16 protein-coding genes are annotated in these 16,539 nt (G+C 55.6%); 9 read left to right on the forward strand and 7 right to left on the reverse strand.

Going from position 1 to position 16,539, the window contains the following annotated elements:
- Positions 1 to 59 precede the first annotated feature (59 nt).
- Complete coding sequence (locus tag OGY07_RS17840; RefSeq protein ID WP_286602145.1) at positions 60 to 1,112, reverse strand: 4-oxalomesaconate tautomerase; 1,053 nt, start codon at positions 1,110 to 1,112, stop codon at positions 60 to 62.
- A gap of 177 nt (positions 1,113 to 1,289) precedes the next feature.
- Between OGY07_RS17840 and OGY07_RS17845 the strand changes: the two genes are divergently transcribed.
- Positions 1,290 to 2,213 (forward strand): LysR family transcriptional regulator, encoded by a 924-nt coding sequence (locus tag OGY07_RS17845; RefSeq protein ID WP_042285191.1) that lies wholly within the window; start codon positions 1,290 to 1,292, stop codon positions 2,211 to 2,213.
- Between the two features lie 88 nt (positions 2,214 to 2,301).
- Here OGY07_RS17845 and pgl read toward each other — a convergent pair whose 3' ends face one another.
- Positions 2,302 to 3,297 carry a 6-phosphogluconolactonase gene (pgl, locus tag OGY07_RS17850; RefSeq protein WP_200033774.1) on the reverse strand — a complete coding sequence of 332 codons (996 nt, stop codon included), beginning with the start codon at positions 3,295 to 3,297 and terminating at the stop codon, positions 2,302 to 2,304.
- A gap of 142 nt (positions 3,298 to 3,439) precedes the next feature.
- Between pgl and OGY07_RS17855 the strand changes: the two genes are divergently transcribed.
- Positions 3,440 to 4,258, forward strand: a complete 819-nt coding sequence (locus tag OGY07_RS17855; RefSeq protein ID WP_060569938.1) for a pyridoxal phosphatase — start codon at positions 3,440 to 3,442, stop codon at positions 4,256 to 4,258.
- Here the strand turns inward: OGY07_RS17855 and modC are convergent, their stop codons facing one another.
- From modC to OGY07_RS17875, 4 genes are all read right to left on the reverse strand, one after another.
- Entirely contained in the window at positions 4,259 to 5,317 is a 1,059-nt protein-coding gene (gene modC, locus OGY07_RS17860) for a molybdenum ABC transporter ATP-binding protein ModC (RefSeq protein ID WP_199956416.1), read from the reverse strand.
- 2 nt (positions 5,318 to 5,319) lie between these two features.
- Entirely contained in the window at positions 5,320 to 6,009 is a 690-nt protein-coding gene (modB, locus tag OGY07_RS17865; protein ID WP_042285202.1) for a molybdate ABC transporter permease subunit, read from the reverse strand.
- Positions 6,009 to 6,782, reverse strand: a complete 774-nt coding sequence (gene modA, locus OGY07_RS17870) for a molybdate ABC transporter substrate-binding protein (protein ID WP_181821749.1) — start codon at positions 6,780 to 6,782, stop codon at positions 6,009 to 6,011. Before modA ends, modB begins: the two co-directional genes overlap by 1 nt.
- 164 nt (positions 6,783 to 6,946) lie before the next feature.
- The gene (locus tag OGY07_RS17875; protein ID WP_000891513.1) at positions 6,947 to 7,096 is read right to left on the reverse strand and encodes an AcrZ family multidrug efflux pump-associated protein; all 150 of its coding nucleotides are present in this window, start codon (positions 7,094 to 7,096) and stop codon (positions 6,947 to 6,949) included.
- Between the two features lie 128 nt (positions 7,097 to 7,224).
- Between OGY07_RS17875 and modE the strand changes: the two genes are divergently transcribed.
- The 7 genes from modE (at position 7,225) to gpmA (ending at position 15,045) form a co-directional block, all read left to right on the forward strand.
- On the forward strand, positions 7,225 to 8,013 hold the full coding sequence (gene modE, locus OGY07_RS17880) for a molybdenum-dependent transcriptional regulator (RefSeq protein ID WP_060569940.1): 789 nt from the start codon (positions 7,225 to 7,227) through the stop codon (positions 8,011 to 8,013).
- A 122-nt stretch (positions 8,014 to 8,135) separates the two neighbouring features.
- On the forward strand, positions 8,136 to 9,608 hold the full coding sequence (gene modF, locus OGY07_RS17885) for a molybdate ABC transporter ATP-binding protein ModF (protein ID WP_286602154.1): 1,473 nt from the start codon (positions 8,136 to 8,138) through the stop codon (positions 9,606 to 9,608).
- A 205-nt stretch (positions 9,609 to 9,813) separates the two neighbouring features.
- Complete coding sequence (gene galE, locus OGY07_RS17890; protein WP_042285216.1) at positions 9,814 to 10,830, forward strand: UDP-glucose 4-epimerase GalE; 1,017 nt, start codon at positions 9,814 to 9,816, stop codon at positions 10,828 to 10,830.
- A 9-nt stretch (positions 10,831 to 10,839) separates the two neighbouring features.
- Positions 10,840 to 11,886 carry a galactose-1-phosphate uridylyltransferase gene (gene galT / locus OGY07_RS17895; protein WP_042285218.1) on the forward strand — a complete coding sequence of 349 codons (1,047 nt, stop codon included), beginning with the start codon at positions 10,840 to 10,842 and terminating at the stop codon, positions 11,884 to 11,886.
- Between the two features lie 2 nt (positions 11,887 to 11,888).
- A complete protein-coding gene (galK, locus tag OGY07_RS17900) occupies positions 11,889 to 13,037 on the forward strand; it encodes a galactokinase (RefSeq protein WP_060569941.1) in 1,149 nt (382 codons plus the stop codon).
- On the forward strand, positions 13,031 to 14,071 hold the full coding sequence (gene galM / locus OGY07_RS17905) for a galactose-1-epimerase (RefSeq protein WP_211934520.1): 1,041 nt from the start codon (positions 13,031 to 13,033) through the stop codon (positions 14,069 to 14,071). Before galK ends, galM begins: the two co-directional genes overlap by 7 nt.
- Positions 14,072 to 14,292: 221 nt before the next feature.
- Positions 14,293 to 15,045 carry a 2,3-diphosphoglycerate-dependent phosphoglycerate mutase gene (gene gpmA / locus OGY07_RS17910; protein ID WP_042285226.1) on the forward strand — a complete coding sequence of 251 codons (753 nt, stop codon included), beginning with the start codon at positions 14,293 to 14,295 and terminating at the stop codon, positions 15,043 to 15,045.
- A 129-nt stretch (positions 15,046 to 15,174) separates the two neighbouring features.
- Here the strand turns inward: gpmA and aroG are convergent, their stop codons facing one another.
- Positions 15,175 to 16,227, reverse strand: a complete 1,053-nt coding sequence (gene aroG / locus OGY07_RS17915; protein ID WP_042285227.1) for a 3-deoxy-7-phosphoheptulonate synthase AroG — start codon at positions 16,225 to 16,227, stop codon at positions 15,175 to 15,177.
- Between the last annotated feature and the right edge of the window lie 312 nt (positions 16,228 to 16,539).

Below are 16,539 nucleotides of genomic sequence, written 5' to 3' on the forward strand. Positions count from 1 at the left end.
AGAAATAGACAGCTGTCTGTTCGACATTCCTTAATCACAACGAAATGTGTTTTTGGCACTTACGGAAGATAAACGTCTCCGGAAAATATTTTCCTTGCGGTGCGAATAACGGAAGCGCGAAGCGTTGTTGGGTCGTCACTTTGATTGCTTAACTGAATATCGAGGCTGCCGCCCGGATGCTCGAGGGTAATTTTGCCGTTGCCGGGGAACGGAATGATCTGACGGGTTACGGTACCGGCAATCGCGCAACTGCTGGCGATAGCAATCGCGCCGGTTATCGCCAGCGCTTTATGGCAGGCGTGCGGCATGAAATAACGCACATTCAGGGTGCCGCCTTTTTGTGGTGGAGAAATTAATACTGGTTTCGGAATCACCTTATTCGCGACATCGCCCAGACCCATCGCCAGCCCCGCCTGCAGACGAATAGACTCGATTCGCGCCAGAAGCTGCGCATCGCCGTCCAGTTCCGCCGCCGTTTCATAGCCGGTTTTACCTAAATAGTCGGCGGGAATCATCACTACCGGCATCGCCATATCGATACAGGTGGTTGGCACCGCGTCAAAATAGTTAAGCGGCTGACCGGTCGGGAAAAGCCTGCCGGTTTTCGCCCCGGCGGCATTGAGGAAAGTCAGCGCGACGGGGGCCGCGGTTCCCGGTACGCCGTCGATTTTGACCGTTCCTTCATAATTCACCGCGCCGTTCGGTGTCTGTACGTCCGCTTCAATAAGGGTATGGGTATTCACGTTGCGGATACGTACCCGGGTGACAGGGGAAGTGGCGGCAGTCAGCCCTTGCTCTATAGCGAACGCGCCGACGGCGCAGAGCATGTTGCCGCAGTTTGGCGTGGTGTCGACGCGCTGCTCATGGACCAGCACCTGGGCAAAGAGATAATCGATATCGGCATCTGGGGCGGCGGAGCGGCTGACGATGGCAACCTTGCTGGTCAGGGGATTTCCCCCACCGATACCGTCTATCTCCAGTTCATTGCCCGATCCCATAATCGATATTAATACCGCGTCGCGTTGAGCCGTATCCTCAGGCAGATCCTCAGCCCGTAAAAATGCGCCGCGCGAGGTTCCTCCACGCATCATTACGCAGGGTATTTTTTTCACGTCAGTGTCCTCAATAATTATTACGCAAAACAGAATTACACGTGAAAAACGGCCTGGCTAATGACTTTGATTTTCCTATTAGTGACTTTTATTTATTAATCATCCTGCGTGGACCAAAGGTAAACTGAGGCCTGTTCCCGGGCTGGCGACGCCAGCTTTTTTATTTGTGGAGTGGCAATGAAACACCAACTATCAAGTATGAAAGCGTTTGTCACGCTGGCAGAGTCAGAATCTTTTAACAATGCTGCAAAATTACTTAATATTACGCAACCTGCATTAACACGCAGAATAAAAAAGATGGAAGAAGATTTACAGGTAATTCTTTTTGAACGGACAACGCGTAAAGTTACGTTAACAAAAGCGGGCAAAATGCTGTTACCGGAAGCGCGGGAGATAATTAAAAAGCTTGATGAAATGCTGTTTAATATTCGAGAAATGAATTCACATCAGCGAGGCAGAATCACCCTGTCCTGTATTCCAACGGCGGTGTTCTATTTTTTACCGCAGGCCATAGGGAAATTTAATGAGTTATACCCCAATATTAATGTGCGCATTATGGAACAGGGCACGCATAATTGCATGGAGTCCGTTCTTTGCAATGAGGCTGACTTCGGCATAAACATGAACAACATCACAAATTCATCGATAGACTTTACCCCGCTGGTGAACGAACCGTTCGTCCTGGCATGTCGGCGCGATCATCCCCTCGCCAGCAGACAACTGGTTGAATGGCAGGAACTGGTGAATCACACGCTGATCGGTGTGCGCTCGTCGAGCGGAAACCGCCTGCTGATAGAGCAACAGCTGGCGGATAAGCCCTGGAAGCTGGAGTGGTTTTATGAGGTTCGCCATCTGTCCACCTCGCTCGGCCTGGTCGAAGCGGGGCTTGGCGTGTCGGCGCTGCCGGGGCTGGCGATGCCGCAGACGCCGCACCCGACGCTGCTCGGCATTCCGCTGGTCGAACCGGTCATCCGCCGCACGCTGGGCATCATTCGCCGTAAAGACGCGGTTCTTTCGCCGCCTGCGGAGCGCTTTTTTAACCTGCTGCTGAAATTATGGACCGACCAGAGCGACCTGCTGTGGCGTCCGGTTTCGGAGTGAGCGCCCCGCCGGTTGGCGGCAGCGCCCGACACTCCGCATTGTCGCGTTTATTCGGCCAGGAAAGTCCTTCCCGGCCCGTTTACGTGGCTTAAAACGCGTTAACCACGACCCACATCGGCCCCTGGCCAACCGCATAACGCCCTTTCTCCGTTAATAATCCCTGCACGCCGGAAATCTCATACACCGCGATATGGTGCGATTTCTGTCCGGCGGCAATCAGGTATTTTCCGCTGTGATCGACGTTGAAGCCGCGAGGCTGGGTTTCGGTCGGCTGGAAGCCCTCTTTGCTCAGCACGCTGCCGTCTTCGGAAACGCTGAACACCGTAATCAGGCTGGCGGTCCGGTCGCAGGCATACAGATGACGTCCGTCCGGCGTAATATGAATGTCCGCCGCCCAACGCGTATCGGCGAAATCAGCGGGCATCATATCCAGCGTTTGTACGCATTCGATCTTGCCATGCGGATCTTTCAGCTCCCAGACGTCTACGGAACTGTTCAGTTCGTTAACACAATAGGCGTACTGCTGGTTTGGATGGAACGCCATATGGCGCGGCCCCGCCCCTTCAACGGTGGTCACTTCCGCCGGTTCCTGCGCCACCAGTTTGCCATCATCGCTCAGGGTGAACAGGCAGATGCGATCCTGCTTCAGCGCAGGTACCCACAGGGTGCGGTTGTCGGGTGAAATATTAGCCGAGTGGCACCCCTCCAGCCCCTCCACTACGTCTACCAGCCCGACCGGCAACCCGTCCTCCAGACGCGTGACGCTGACGTTTCCGGCATTGTACGAGCCGACAAAAACGAAACGCCCCTGATGATCGGTGGAAATGTGCGTCGGGCTGCCCGGCAGCGCGGATTCAGCGGCGAAGGTCAGCGCGCCATCATCCGGCGCAATCCGATAAGCCAGTACGCGGAACTCAGGTCGCACGCCCACGTACAGAAAACGTTTATCCGGGCTGACCACCATCGGCTGAACCTGCCCCGGAACGTCGACGACCTGAACCAGGCTCAATGCACCGTCGTGTTGCAGACGCCAGACATGGATCTGCTGACTCTCTGGGCTGGCGGTATAAACTGTTTGCTTCATGAATACTCCTTGGCTTTTGGCAACTGCTGCAATTTACCAACGTAGACGGTTTTGTCAGTAAATGCTGAATTAATTTGTCCGCTTCCCGTCCCGGTGTACCATTCCGGCAGACGCATTTTTCAACATTTATCTGGATAACGTTATGACTGCACGCGTGATTGCCCTGGATTTGGATGGAACCTTACTGACCCCGCAAAAGACCTTGCTCCCTTCATCGCTCGAAGCGCTCTCCCGGGCAAAGGACGCAGGCTATCAACTTATCATCGTCACCGGGCGCCATCACGTTGCGATTCATCCTTTTTATCAGGCACTGAAGCTGGATACACCTGCAATTTGCTGTAACGGCACCTATTTGTATGATTATCATGCAAAAAGTGTGCTTGAATCCGACCCGCTGCCGGTTAACCAGGCACTGCAACTGATAGATATGCTGGATGAACATCAGATCCACGGCCTGATGTATGTCGACAACGCCATGCTGTATGAACGCCCGACCGGACACGTGATCCGCACGTCGAACTGGGCGCAGACGCTGCCGCCGGAGCAGCGTCCGGTCTTCACGCAGGTGCCTTCGCTGGCCCAGGCCGCCCATGACGTCAACGCGGTATGGAAATTTGCCCTGACCGATGAAGATATTCCTAAACTGCAGCAGTTTGGTAAACAGGTTGAGCAAGCGCTGGGACTGGAATGCGAATGGTCATGGCACGATCAGGTCGATATAGCCCGCAAAGGCAACAGTAAAGGGAATCGCCTGACGCGATGGATCGAGTCTCAGGGCGGTTCGATGGCGAACGTGATTGCCTTTGGCGACAACTACAATGACATCAGCATGCTGGAGGCGGCCGGGACCGGGGTGGCGATGGGCAATGCCGATGACGCGGTGAAAGCCCGCGCCAACGTGGTGATTGGCGATAACACGACCGACAGCATCGCCAAATTTATTTACACTCACCTGCTGTGATCAGGCGGTAATCGACACGCTCTTGATTTGCGCGTACAGCCAGAGACCAGGCTTGATAGCCAGTTCATCTCTGGCCCACGGGCTGATACGCGCCCATAGCGTTTTACCGCCTACTTCAAGCTGCACTTCCACCTGGCCGCAATCGTCAAGACAGTTGATCACCTTCGCCCGCAGAACGTTGCGGATACTGGTCTGCTGCGGTGGTTGCAGTACCAGCGATACATCCGACGCCTGAATGCGAATGCGCAACGTACGGTGTAACGGTTCATCCAGCTTATTAACCCACACATGCTGGTCTCCCAGCGCCAGCGCGGTCATCGCATAGTGTGGATGGTGTTCCAGCACGCTGACCTTGAGCACACTGCTCTGCTGTTCTTTCGGCAGCCACGGGTGCATTACGCTGCTTCCCCAGACCTCCTCCAGCGCGCCAAACGCTTTCACCTGGCCGTCTTCCAGCACCATTACGTTATCCGCGAGATGAAGGATCTCATCCAGTGAATGGCTGACGTACAGCATCGGGATGTTAATTTCCTGCGCCAGTCGTTGTAGATACGGCAGCAGTTCACGCTTTCGAGGAATGTCCAGAGAGGCTAACGGCTCGTCAAGCAGCAGCAGTTCCGGGGCGGTCAGTAGCGCCCGGCCTATCGCCACCCGCTGTTTTTCACCGCCGGAGAGGTCGCCCGGCAAACGGTCGAGCAACGATTCGATACCTAATAACGCCACCAGCTTGTCGAACTGTCCGGCCATGCTTTTTGCCATGCCGTAACGCAGGTTGCCGCGCACTTTATAATGCGGAAACAGCCGCGCATCCTGAAACACATAGCCCACCCGGCGCTTTTCCGGCGTCAGGCAGATGCGGCGCTCACTGTCGTTCAGCACCCGCCCATTAAGCATAATACGGCCGGTCTGCGGCGTCGTCAGTCCGCTGATGGCGTTGATTAAGGAGGTTTTTCCCGCGCCGGAGACGCCAAAAATGGCGGTGATGCCGCTGGCGGGCAGCGTTTCATTAATCGTCAGGCGGTGAGTGCCCAACGTCTGGGTGAAATTGAGTTCCAGCATGATTATTGCCCCGTCCGCGTGCGGCTGATGCGCGCCAGCCATTCGGAGATCAGCAATGAAATCAACGCCAGCACGATGGAGATCACGCAAAGCCGCGCCGCCGCGCTTTCCCCACCGGGCGTCTGGATCAGCGTGTACATCGCCGAAGGAAGGGTGCGCGTTTCGCCGGGAATGTTGGAAACAAAGGTAATGGTCGCGCCAAACTCGCCGAGCGAGCGAGCAAACGCCAGCACCGTACCCACAATAATCCCCGGCAACGTAAGCGGTAAAGTAATAGTGAAAAAGACGCGCCAGCGCCCGGCGCCGAGTGTACGGGCAGCCTGCTCCAGTCGGGTATCCACCCCTTCCAGCGCCAGCCGGATAGCGCGCACCATCAGGGGAAACGACATCACTGCCGCCGCCAGCACCGCGCCGCGCCAGCTAAAGGCAAAGGTGATGCCGAAGCTGTCATACAACCACTGGCCGATAATTCCGCGACGGCCCATCGAGACCAACAGCAGGTATCCCACTACCACCGGCGGTAAGACCAGCGGCAGATGCAACAGGCTGTCCAACAATGCTTTGCCCGGGAACCGACAGCGCACCAGCAGCCAGGCAAAGAAAATCCCAAACGGCAGACTGAAGAGTACGGCCAGGGATGACACTTTCAGGCTCAGAAGTACGGCCTGCCATTCGGGATCGCTCAGTATCATTACTTCGTCGTAAATCCGTAACGTTTAAAAATAGCTGACGCCTGCGGCCCTTTCAGGTAATCACAAAAGGCGCTGACCGTTGCGTTTTTATGTCCATCCACTATGGCGATGGGGTATTCCACTTTCTGATGTGACGCTTCCGGGAACGTGGCCACCACTTTCACGCCTTTACTGGCGACGGCATCGGAACCGTAAACGATCCCCAGCGGCGCTTCGTTACGCTCCACCAGCGCCAGCGCGCCGCGCACGTCTTCCGCAGGCGCCAGTTTCGGCGCTAGCGTATCCCAGGCGCCCAGTTTTTGCAGCGCTTCTTTCGCGTAAATGCCGGCCGGAACATGTTCCGGATCGCCTACGGCCAGACGTCCGCCGTCAAGCAGGCGGGTCCAGTTGGTTTTGTTGTCGACAGTAAAATCTTTTTGTTCGCTTGCTTTGGGCGCGACGACAACCAGGCTGTTCCCCAACAGCGTCTGGCGTGACGCGGTATCTATCGCTTTTTTGTCTACCGCGTAATCCATCCATTTCTGGTCGGCGGAAATAAACACATCTGCCGGAGCGCCCGCTTCGATTTGTCGCGCCAGGGTAGAAGAGGATGCGAAAGAGGAAACCACCTCAACGTTTTTTTCTTTTTTATAAACGGCCGCGATATCCTGCATCGCGTTGGTCAGCGAAGCCGCTGCAAAAACGGTGATTTTGCCCTCACCTGCCAGCGCCTGCCCGGCAAGAGTAAGAGAAAGTGTTGCCCCGGCAACCAGACGTAGCCATGAACGTGCCATTGAAAGCTCCTGTGCGTATCGTTATGTAGCGGACAATATAACGATAATTCCGGCAATTTCCCAGCGGTTATTACTACCCATTCGGGAGGAATCAGGAAAACTATCGGCAGGAAATACGGGAACTTGAGCAAAGAAAAACGCCCGGCAGAGCGGGCGTCGGGAAATTAACGGTTTTGTCTGGACTGATCTTTCTGGCCGATGCCGGAGAAAATGTTAAACACTTCACCCAGACCGTAAATCAGCCCCAGGATAATGGCCATTACCACGGGCACCATGATCACGGCGAATACCAGACTTTTCAATAACTCTAACATGGTCATCTCCTGATTCAGTTCTTTAAGTATTCTAACCGCATCATCGAGAAAAGCACTCCCCTTTTGTGCGGTCGTCTATGCGCAGGCGGGGTTTTCCGTCACAATAGTCCTTTTGCCAGGATCGTGTTATGCAAGCCGAAATCCTTCTTACCCTTAAACTGCAGCAAAAACTGTTTGCCGACCCTCGACGCATTTCTCTGCTTAAGCATATTGCGCTTTCCGGCTCCATTAGTCAGGGTGCGAAAGACGCGGGCATTAGCTATAAAAGCGCCTGGGACGCCATTAACGAGATGAACCAGCTCAGCGAGCAGACGCTGGTCGAACGCGCCACCGGCGGCAAGGGCGGCGGCGGCGCGGTATTAACCCGCTACGGACAGCGCCTGATCCAACTCTACGACTTACTGGCGCAGATACAGCAAAAGGCGTTTGATGTTCTGAGCGACGACGATGCGCTTCCCCTCGACAGTCTGCTGGCCGCCATTTCACGCTTTTCCTTACAAACCAGCGCGCGCAACCAGTGGTTTGGCACCATTACCGGCCGCGACCACGATCGGGTGCAGCAGCATGTAGACGTTTTGCTGGCGGATGGCGAAACGCGGCTAAAAGTCGCGATTACCGCGCAAAGCGGCGAACGTCTGGGGCTTAACGAAGGCAAAGAGGTGCTGGTGTTACTGAAAGCGCCGTGGGTGGGCCTCACCCAGGACGACGCCGTCGCGCAGACGGCAGATAATCAGCTTAAAGGGACGATTAGTCATATTGAACGCGGCGCAGAGCAGTGCGAAGTATTGATGACGCTGGCGGACGGTCAATCGTTGTGCGCGACGGTGCCGCTAGAAAACACCGCAACGCTTGCCCAGGGCGACAGCGTGACGGCCTTTTTTGATGCCGATAACGTCATCATCGCCACGTTGTGCTGAGAACCCGTTCAGGCATTCTTCTTTGCATTTCGGCTACCGTCAGCGCTCGCGCAAAACGCATTGACATTCCTGTCCGGACAACGTATCCCTGTTATTCATCGCTGCAAAAAATGGGATACAAAATGTCATCGTTGCAAATTTCGCAAGGCACGTTTCGCCTGAGCGACACAAAAACGCTTCAGCTTGATTCCGCTTCGTTAACCGCGGGCGAAAGTTGGGCGTTTGTTGGCGCGAACGGAAGCGGGAAGTCGGCGCTGGCACGCGCGCTGGCGGGAGAACTCCCGCTGCTCAGAGGCGAACGCCATTGTCAGTTTACCCGTATCACTCGCCTCTCCTTCGAACAGCTACAAAAGCTGGTCAGCGACGAATGGCAGCGCAATAACACCGACATGCTCAGCCCCGGTGAAGACGACACCGGCCGCACGACCGCAGAGATCATTCAGGACGAGGTGAAAAACCGGTCCCGCTGCGAGGAACTGGCGCTGCAATTCGGCATCTCTCATCTTCTTGCGCGCCGCTTCAAGTACCTTTCCACTGGCGAAACGCGTAAAACCCTGCTTTGCCAGGCGCTGATGTCCGAGCCGGATTTATTGATCCTCGATGAACCGTTTGACGGGCTGGACGTCGCCTCACGCCAGCAGTTGTCGGGGCTACTTGAGACGCTGCATCAATCCGGCATCACGCTGGTGCTGGTACTGAACCGCTTCGATGAAATGCCTGATTTTATCCAGTGTGCCGGGGTAGTGGCCGACTGCGCACTCACCGAAACCGGCGCGAAAGACGCGCTGTTACAGCAGGCGCTCATCGCTCAGCTCGCCCATAGCGAACGTCTGGAAGGCGTCAGCCTGCCGGAACCCGACGAACCCGCGGCGCGGCATCTTCTGGCCGCAAATGACGCGCGTATTGTCCTTCGTGACGGCGTGGTTTCGTATAACGATCGTCCTATCCTGCATCATCTGAACTGGCAGGTTAACCCCGGTGAGCACTGGCAGATTGTCGGCCCCAACGGCGCGGGAAAATCAACGCTGCTGAGTCTTATCACCGGCGATCACCCACAGGGTTACAGTAATGACCTTACGCTGTTTGGTCGCCGTCGCGGCAGCGGTGAAACCATCTGGGACATCAAGAAGCATATTGGCTATGTCAGCAGCAGCCTGCACCTTGATTATCGCGTCAGCACCACGGTGCGTAATGTCATCCTCTCTGGCTACTTTGACTCTATCGGCATCTATCAGGCCGTTTCTGACCGCCAACAGAAGCTGGCGCAACAGTGGCTGGATATCCTCGGCATCGATAAAAAAACTGCTGACGCGCCTTTCCATAGTCTTTCCTGGGGTCAGCAGCGGCTGGCGCTGATTACCCGCGCGCTGGTAAAACACCCAACGTTACTGATCCTCGACGAACCGTTACAGGGTCTGGATCCGCTTAACCGCCAGCTGATTCGCCGTTTTGTGGATGTGCTGATTAGCGAAGGCGATACCCAGTTGCTCTTTGTGTCACATCATGCGGAAGATGCCCCTGCCTGTATCACTCATCGGCTGGCGTTTGTTCCCGAGGGCGATCGCTACGTGTATCAGCAGACCCGATTGCGCTAGTTTTCATCCGTGGGCGCGAAAGCGCCCTTTTTTTCGGACAAAGGCCGCAATCCCTGCCAAAGTTTTTGATTTACAATCGTATACCTGACTACAAACGGTGAAAAACGGTTAGTGTAAACGATTCCACTATTTTATTCCGTGTCACACTTTTCGCATCTTTGTTATGCTATGGTTATTCCATACCATAAGCTTAACGGAGCGAATTATGAGAGTTTTGGTTACCGGTGGTAGCGGTTACATTGGCAGTCATACGTGCGTGCAGTTATTGAAAAACGGTCACGACGTCATCATCCTTGACAACCTCTGTAACAGTAAGCGCAGCGTCCTTCCCGTGATCGAACGTCTTGGCGGAAAACACCCGACCTTTGTCGAAGGCGACATCCGCAATGAAGCGCTGATGACCGAGATCCTCCACGACCACGCGATTGATACCGTCATCCACTTCGCCGGTCTGAAAGCGGTGGGGGAATCCGTCGCCAAACCGCTGGAGTATTATGACAATAACGTTAACGGCACCCTGCGGCTGATTAGCGCCATGCGCGCCGCCAACGTCAAAAACATTATCTTTAGCTCCTCCGCCACCGTCTACGGCGACCAGCCGAAAATTCCTTATGTTGAAAGCTTCCCGACCGGCACCCCGCAAAGTCCCTACGGGAAAAGCAAACTGATGGTCGAACAGATCCTGACCGATCTGCAAAAAGCGCAGCCGGAATGGAGCATCGCCCTGCTGCGCTACTTTAACCCGGTCGGCGCGCACCCATCAGGCGATATGGGGGAAGACCCGCAGGGCATCCCGAATAACCTGATGCCTTACATTGCGCAGGTGGCCGTCGGTCGTCGCGACTCCCTCGCCATTTTTGGCAACGACTATCCGACCGAAGACGGTACCGGCGTACGCGACTACATTCACGTCATGGATTTGGCCGACGGTCACGTCGCGGCGATGGAAAAGCTGGCGGGTATTCAGGGCGTACATATTTATAACCTCGGCGCGGGCATCGGCAGTAGCGTCCTGGACGTGGTCAACGCGTTCAGTAAAGCCTGCGGCAAACCCGTTAACTACCATTTTGCGCCGCGCCGCGATGGCGATCTTCCTGCTTACTGGGCAGACGCCAGCAAAGCAGATCGCGAACTGAACTGGCGCGTTACGCGCACCCTCGACGAAATGGCGCAGGACACCTGGCACTGGCAGTCTCGCCATCCGCAGGGATACCCGGATTAAGGACGAATCATGACCCCATTTAACCCTGTCGATCATCCACATCGCCGTTTTAACCCGCTAACCGGACAGTGGATTCTGGTTTCACCGCATCGTGCCAAGCGCCCCTGGCAGGGCGCGCAGGAAAAGCCCGCAGACGAGACGCTGCCTTCTCACGATCCGGACTGCTTCCTGTGCGCCGGTAACACCCGCGTCACTGGCGATAAAAACCCCGATTACACCGGCACTTACGTTTTCACCAACGATTTCGCCGCGCTGATGACCGATACGCCCGACGCGCCGGAAAACCACGATCCGCTGATGCGCTGCCAGAGCGCGCGCGGCACCAGCCGCGTCATTTGTTTCTCGCCCGATCACAGCAAAACCCTGCCGGAACTGAGCGTGCCGGCGCTAACGGAAATTGTGAAAACCTGGCAGACGCAAACCGCCGAGCTTGGCAAAACGTATCCCTGGGTGCAGGTTTTCGAGAACAAAGGCGCGGCCATGGGCTGCTCTAATCCGCATCCGCACGGACAGATTTGGGCGAACAGCTTTCTGCCTAACGAAGCGGAACGCGAAGATCAGCGGCAAAAAACGTATTTCGCCGAACAGGGCTCGCCGATGCTCCTCGACTACGTGCGGCGTGAACGGGCAGACGGCAGCCGTACCGTGGTGGAAACCGAACACTGGTTGGCCGTGGTGCCTTACTGGGCCGCCTGGCCGTTCGAAACCCTGCTGCTGCCCAAAACCCATGTCCTGCGCATTACCGACTTGACCGACGACCAGCGCGCCGATTTGGCGCTGGCTCTCAAAAAACTGACCAGTCGTTACGACAACCTGTTTACCTGCTCCTTCCCCTACTCCATGGGCTGGCATGGCGCGCCGTTTAACGGTGAACAGAACGACCACTGGCAGTTGCATGCGCACTTTTATCCGCCGTTGCTGCGTTCCGCGACCGTTCGCAAATTTATGGTCGGTTACGAAATGCTGGCGGAAACCCAGCGCGATCTCACTGCCGAACAAGCGGCAGAGCGCCTGCGTGCGGTCAGCGACATCCACTTTCGCGAATCCGGAGTATAAAAATGAGTCTGAAAGAGAACACACTCTCTCTGTTTGCTGAAAAATTCGGCTACCCTGCCACCCACACGATTCAGGCGCCAGGCCGCGTTAACCTTATCGGCGAGCATACCGATTATAACGACGGCTTCGTGCTACCCTGCGCCATCGACTACCAGACGGTCATTAGCTGCGCCGCGCGCGACGACCGTCAGGTTCGGGTGATTGCCGCTGACTACGAAAACCAGATGGATGTGTTTTCGCTTGACGCGCCGATTGTCACCCATGACAGCCAGCAGTGGTCAAACTATGTGCGGGGCGTAGTAAAACATCTGCAAAAACGCGACGCCAGCTTCGGCGGCGCAGATCTGGTTATCAGCGGTAATGTGCCCCAGGGGGCAGGTTTAAGTTCATCCGCGTCGCTGGAAGTGGCGGTCGGCACCGTGTTCCAGCAGCTTTACCACCTGCCGCTGGACGGCGCGCAGATCGCGCTGAACGGCCAGGAAGCGGAAAACCAGTTTGTCGGCTGCAACTGCGGCATTATGGATCAGCTAATCTCCGCGCTGGGTAAAAAAGATCACGCGCTGCTGATCGACTGTCGCTCACTCGGCACTAAAGCGGTTTCCATGCCTGAAGGCGTGGCGATTGTGATCATCAACAGTAACTTCAAACGTACGCTGGTCGGCAGCGAGTACAACACCCGTCGCGAGCAGTGCGAAACGGGCGCGCGATTCTTCCAGCAGCCTGCGCTGCGCGACGTCAGCCTCGACGCCTTTAACGCTGTCGCCGCTGAACTCGATCCGCTGGTTGCCAAACGCGTGCGTCACGTGTTAACTGAAAACGCACGTACTGTTGAAGCGGCAAGCGCGCTGGAGAAAGGCGACCTTAAGCGTATGGGTGAACTGATGGCGCAATCTCATGCCTCCATGCGTGACGATTTCGAAATCACCGTACCGCAGATCGATACTCTGGTGGAGATCGTCAAAAAGACTATCGGCGAGAACGGCGGCGTGCGAATGACCGGCGGCGGCTTTGGCGGCTGCGTCGTGGCGCTGATCCCGGAGACGCTGGTACCGGCCGTTCAACAGGCTGTCGCAGAACAGTACGAAGCGAAAACCGGCATTAAAGAAACATTTTACGTTTGCAAACCCTCACAAGGAGCAGGACAGTGCTGAATGAAACACCCGCACTGGCACCCGATGGTCAGCCGTACCGCCTGTTAACCCTGCGCAATAGCGCAGGGATGGTGGTCACGCTGATGGACTGGGGTGCTACCTTACTTTCCGCGCGCATTCCCCTTTCCGACGGCAGCGTGCGTGAAGCGCTGCTGGGATGCGCCAGCCCGGAACACTATCAGGATCAGACGGCCTTTCTTGGCGCGTCAATCGGTCGCTACGCTAACCGTATCGCCGACAGCCGCTATGTTTTTAACGGCGAAACCGTGACCTTACAGCCAAGTCAGGGCGTCAACCAACTGCACGGCGGACCGGAAGGGTTTGATAAACGCCGCTGGCAGATTGTGAATCAAAACGAACGCCAGGTGCTGTTCGCGTTAACTTCAGATGATGGCGACCAGGGCTATCCGGGCAATCTTGGCGCGACGGCGCAGTATCGTCTGACCGACGATAACCGCATCTCTATCACCTATCGCGCCACGGTGGATAAGACCTGTCCGGTCAACCTGACCAACCACGTTTACTTTAACCTTGATGGCGACCAGACCGACGTGCGCCAGCATAAGCTGCAACTCCTGGCGGAGCAGTATCTGCCGGTCGATGAAGGCGGGATCCCGCGTGACGGACTAAAATCCGTCGCCGGTACGTCGTTTGATTTTCGCCACGCAAAAGTCATTGCCAGCGAATTTCTTGCCGATGACGATCAGCGCAAGGTGAAAGGCTACGATCACGCCTTCCTGCTTCAGGCCAATGGTGATGCCCGTACCCCCGCAGCCCGTCTGTGGTCTGCGGATGAGAAATTGCAGATGGAGGTTTACACCTCTGCTCCGGCGCTGCAGTTTTACTCTGGCAACTATTTGGCTGGCACCTCATCACGCGGTCCGGTGCCGTATGCGGATTACCAGGGGCTGGCGCTGGAAAGCGAGTTTCTGCCCGACAGCCCGAACCATCCGGAATGGCCACAGCCGGACTGCTTCCTGCGTCCTGGCGACGAATATGCCAGCGTGACGGAATATCGGTTTATTCCGTCCTGACGGTTTCGCTGAAATTGCCCGATGCCAAAAGCGCATCGGGCCTACTTTCTCCTCGCCTGGTTAATTCCCCGCCACTCAACGACAAAATCGCAACGCAGAGTTCACAAGAACCTTACACTGCCGTCTGATTTTCGCTATGGTTATGCGTAAGCGTTGCTGTTGATCAATAACGGCAATATAATGAGAATTATTATCATTAAACGGTATTAAGGAGTAAGTATATGGCTGTAACGAAGCTGGTGCTGGTACGCCACGGCGAAAGTCAGTGGAACAACGAAAACCGCTTTACCGGTTGGTACGATGTCGATCTGTCCGAGAAAGGCGTGGGCGAAGCGAAAGCGGCGGGTAAGCTGCTGAAAGCTGAAGGCTATAGCTTTGATTTTGCTTATACCTCTGTGCTGAAACGTGCCATCCACACCCTGTGGAACGTGCTGGATGAACTGGATCAGGCCTGGCTGCCGGTTGAAAAATCCTGGAAACTGAACGAACGTCACTACGGCGCGTTGCAGGGTCTGAACAAAGCGGAAACCGCCGAGAAGTACGGCGACGAGCAGGTGAAACAGTGGCGTCGCGGCTTCGCGGTCACCCCGCCGGAACTGACTAAAGACGACGAGCGCTACCCGGGTCACGATCCGCGTTACGCAAAACTGACCGAAAAAGAGCTGCCGCTGACCGAAAGCCTGGCGCTCACCATCGATCGCGTTATCCCTTACTGGAACGAAACCATTCTGCCGCGAATGAAGAGCGGCGAGCGCGTGATTATCGCCGCTCACGGTAACTCCCTTCGTGCGCTGGTGAAATACCTCGATAACATGAGCGAAGATGAGATCCTCGAACTGAATATCCCGACCGGCGTGCCGCTGGTTTACGAGTTCGACGAAAACTTCAAGCCGATCAAACACTACTATCTGGGTAATGCTGACGAGATCGCCGCAAAAGCCGCCGCCGTCGCAAACCAGGGTAAAGCGAAGTAAGCCTGTCTGCTGTCGCTACGCTTGTCGGGCCTGTGGATCGTTGATCTTTCCGGGCCGGATAAGGCGCTTAAGCCACCTCGACAGACGAAAAAGCCGACTCACTGAGTCGGCTTTTTTACAGGAGAAAGATTACCCGCGCCGTGCTTTTACTGCTTCCGCGAGCTGGCGCAGAATGGCGTCAGTGTCTTCCCAGCTAATGCAGGCATCGGTAATACTCTTGCCGTACACCAGCGGTTCACCGCTGTCCGGGTTCTGATTGCCCTCTACCAGGTGGCTTTCGATCATCACCCCCATGATCGCTTTCTCGCCGCCCGCGATCTGCTGGCACACGTCAGCGCCAACGTCCATCTGCTTTTTAAACTGCTTGCAGGAATTCGCATGGCTGAAATCGATCATGATTTGCGCGGGCAGACCGGCTTTCGCCAGCCCTTCCTTCACTGCCGCGACGTGCGTGGCGCTGTAGTTTGGCTCTTTTCCGCCGCGCAGGATGATATGGCAGTCACCGTTGCCGCTGGTATTGACGATCGCCGAGTGGCCCCACTTGGTGACAGACAGGAAGCAGTGCGGCGCGCCTGCGGCATTGATGGCGTCAATAGCGACCTTGATGGTGCCATCGGTGCCGTTTTTGAAGCCTACCGGGCAGGAAAGGCCAGAAGCCAGTTCGCGATGTACCTGAGATTCCGTGGTACGCGCGCCAATCGCCCCCCAGCTCATCAGGTCCGCCAGATATTGTGGGGTAATCATGTCCAGAAACTCACCCGCCGCAGGCAGACCGCTGTCGTTGATATCCAGCAGCAGCTTACGCGCAATGCGCAGACCATCATTGATCTGGAAGCTGTTATCCATGTGCGGATCGTTGATCAGCCCTTTCCAGCCAACGGTGGTGCGCGGCTTTTCGAAATAGACGCGCATCACGATTTCCAGTTCGTCTTTCAACGCTTCACGCAGCGCCAACAGGCGGCCCGCGTATTCTTTTGCGGCAACCGGATCATGAATTGAGCAAGGACCAATCACGACCAGCAGGCGGTCGTCGTTGCCTTTTAAAATTTTGTGAATCGCCTTACGCGCATGGGCCACAGTATTTGCGGCATTTTCAGTAGCGGGGAACTTTTCCAGCAGTGCGACAGGGGGTAATAACTCGTTGATCTCTTTGATGCGTAAATCGTCGTTCTGATAATTCATGATTCGTCCAGTGTTGCCATACTTATATAAATGAATGCAATCCCTCCAATCTATATCGTCAGTCAGAAAGTGTAAACGCGATTTTACACTTCGAACGGATTAATCCTGGAAATCCGCAAAAAAACACCAGAAAGTAGCGAAAAACGAGATCTAACCTACAATTTTTAATTGTAACTGCTTAGTTTTTTAATTTTTTCAAGATTCTCTACTGGGCCATTACGCCCGGATGGGATCTTAAACCATTGCCTGGTCCTTTCATGGCATATGCACTGTTGGAAGACGTTATCCGACATCTGAACCATAACAGGAGCA

Origin of the sequence: Citrobacter sp. Cs237 (genome assembly GCF_030332325.1) — a bacterium.
In the GTDB taxonomy this organism is placed as follows: domain Bacteria; phylum Pseudomonadota; class Gammaproteobacteria; order Enterobacterales; family Enterobacteriaceae; genus Citrobacter_A; species Citrobacter_A sedlakii.

Bases quoted from the DNA above. Each gene is read 5' to 3' on its own strand.
- OGY07_RS17845 (WP_042285191.1), top strand. From the start codon at position 1,290: ATGAAACACCAACTATCAAGTATGAAAGCGTTTGTCACGCTGGCAGAG.
- pgl (WP_200033774.1), bottom strand. From the start codon at position 3,297: ATGAAGCAAACAGTTTATACCGCCAGCCCAGAGAGTCAGCAGATCCAT.
- OGY07_RS17855 (WP_060569938.1), top strand. From the start codon at position 3,440: ATGACTGCACGCGTGATTGCCCTGGATTTGGATGGAACCTTACTGACC.
- modC (WP_199956416.1), bottom strand. From the start codon at position 5,317: ATGCTGGAACTCAATTTCACCCAGACGTTGGGCACTCACCGCCTGACG.
- modB (WP_042285202.1), bottom strand. From the start codon at position 6,009: ATGATACTGAGCGATCCCGAATGGCAGGCCGTACTTCTGAGCCTGAAA.
- modA (WP_181821749.1), bottom strand. From the start codon at position 6,782: ATGGCACGTTCATGGCTACGTCTGGTTGCCGGGGCAACACTTTCTCTT.
- OGY07_RS17875 (WP_000891513.1), bottom strand. From the start codon at position 7,096: ATGTTAGAGTTATTGAAAAGTCTGGTATTCGCCGTGATCATGGTGCCC.
- modE (WP_060569940.1), top strand. From the start codon at position 7,225: ATGCAAGCCGAAATCCTTCTTACCCTTAAACTGCAGCAAAAACTGTTT.
- modF (WP_286602154.1), top strand. From the start codon at position 8,136: ATGTCATCGTTGCAAATTTCGCAAGGCACGTTTCGCCTGAGCGACACA.
- galE (WP_042285216.1), top strand. From the start codon at position 9,814: ATGAGAGTTTTGGTTACCGGTGGTAGCGGTTACATTGGCAGTCATACG.
- galT (WP_042285218.1), top strand. From the start codon at position 10,840: ATGACCCCATTTAACCCTGTCGATCATCCACATCGCCGTTTTAACCCG.
- galK (WP_060569941.1), top strand. From the start codon at position 11,889: ATGAGTCTGAAAGAGAACACACTCTCTCTGTTTGCTGAAAAATTCGGC.
- gpmA (WP_042285226.1), top strand. From the start codon at position 14,293: ATGGCTGTAACGAAGCTGGTGCTGGTACGCCACGGCGAAAGTCAGTGG.
- aroG (WP_042285227.1), bottom strand. From the start codon at position 16,227: ATGAATTATCAGAACGACGATTTACGCATCAAAGAGATCAACGAGTTA.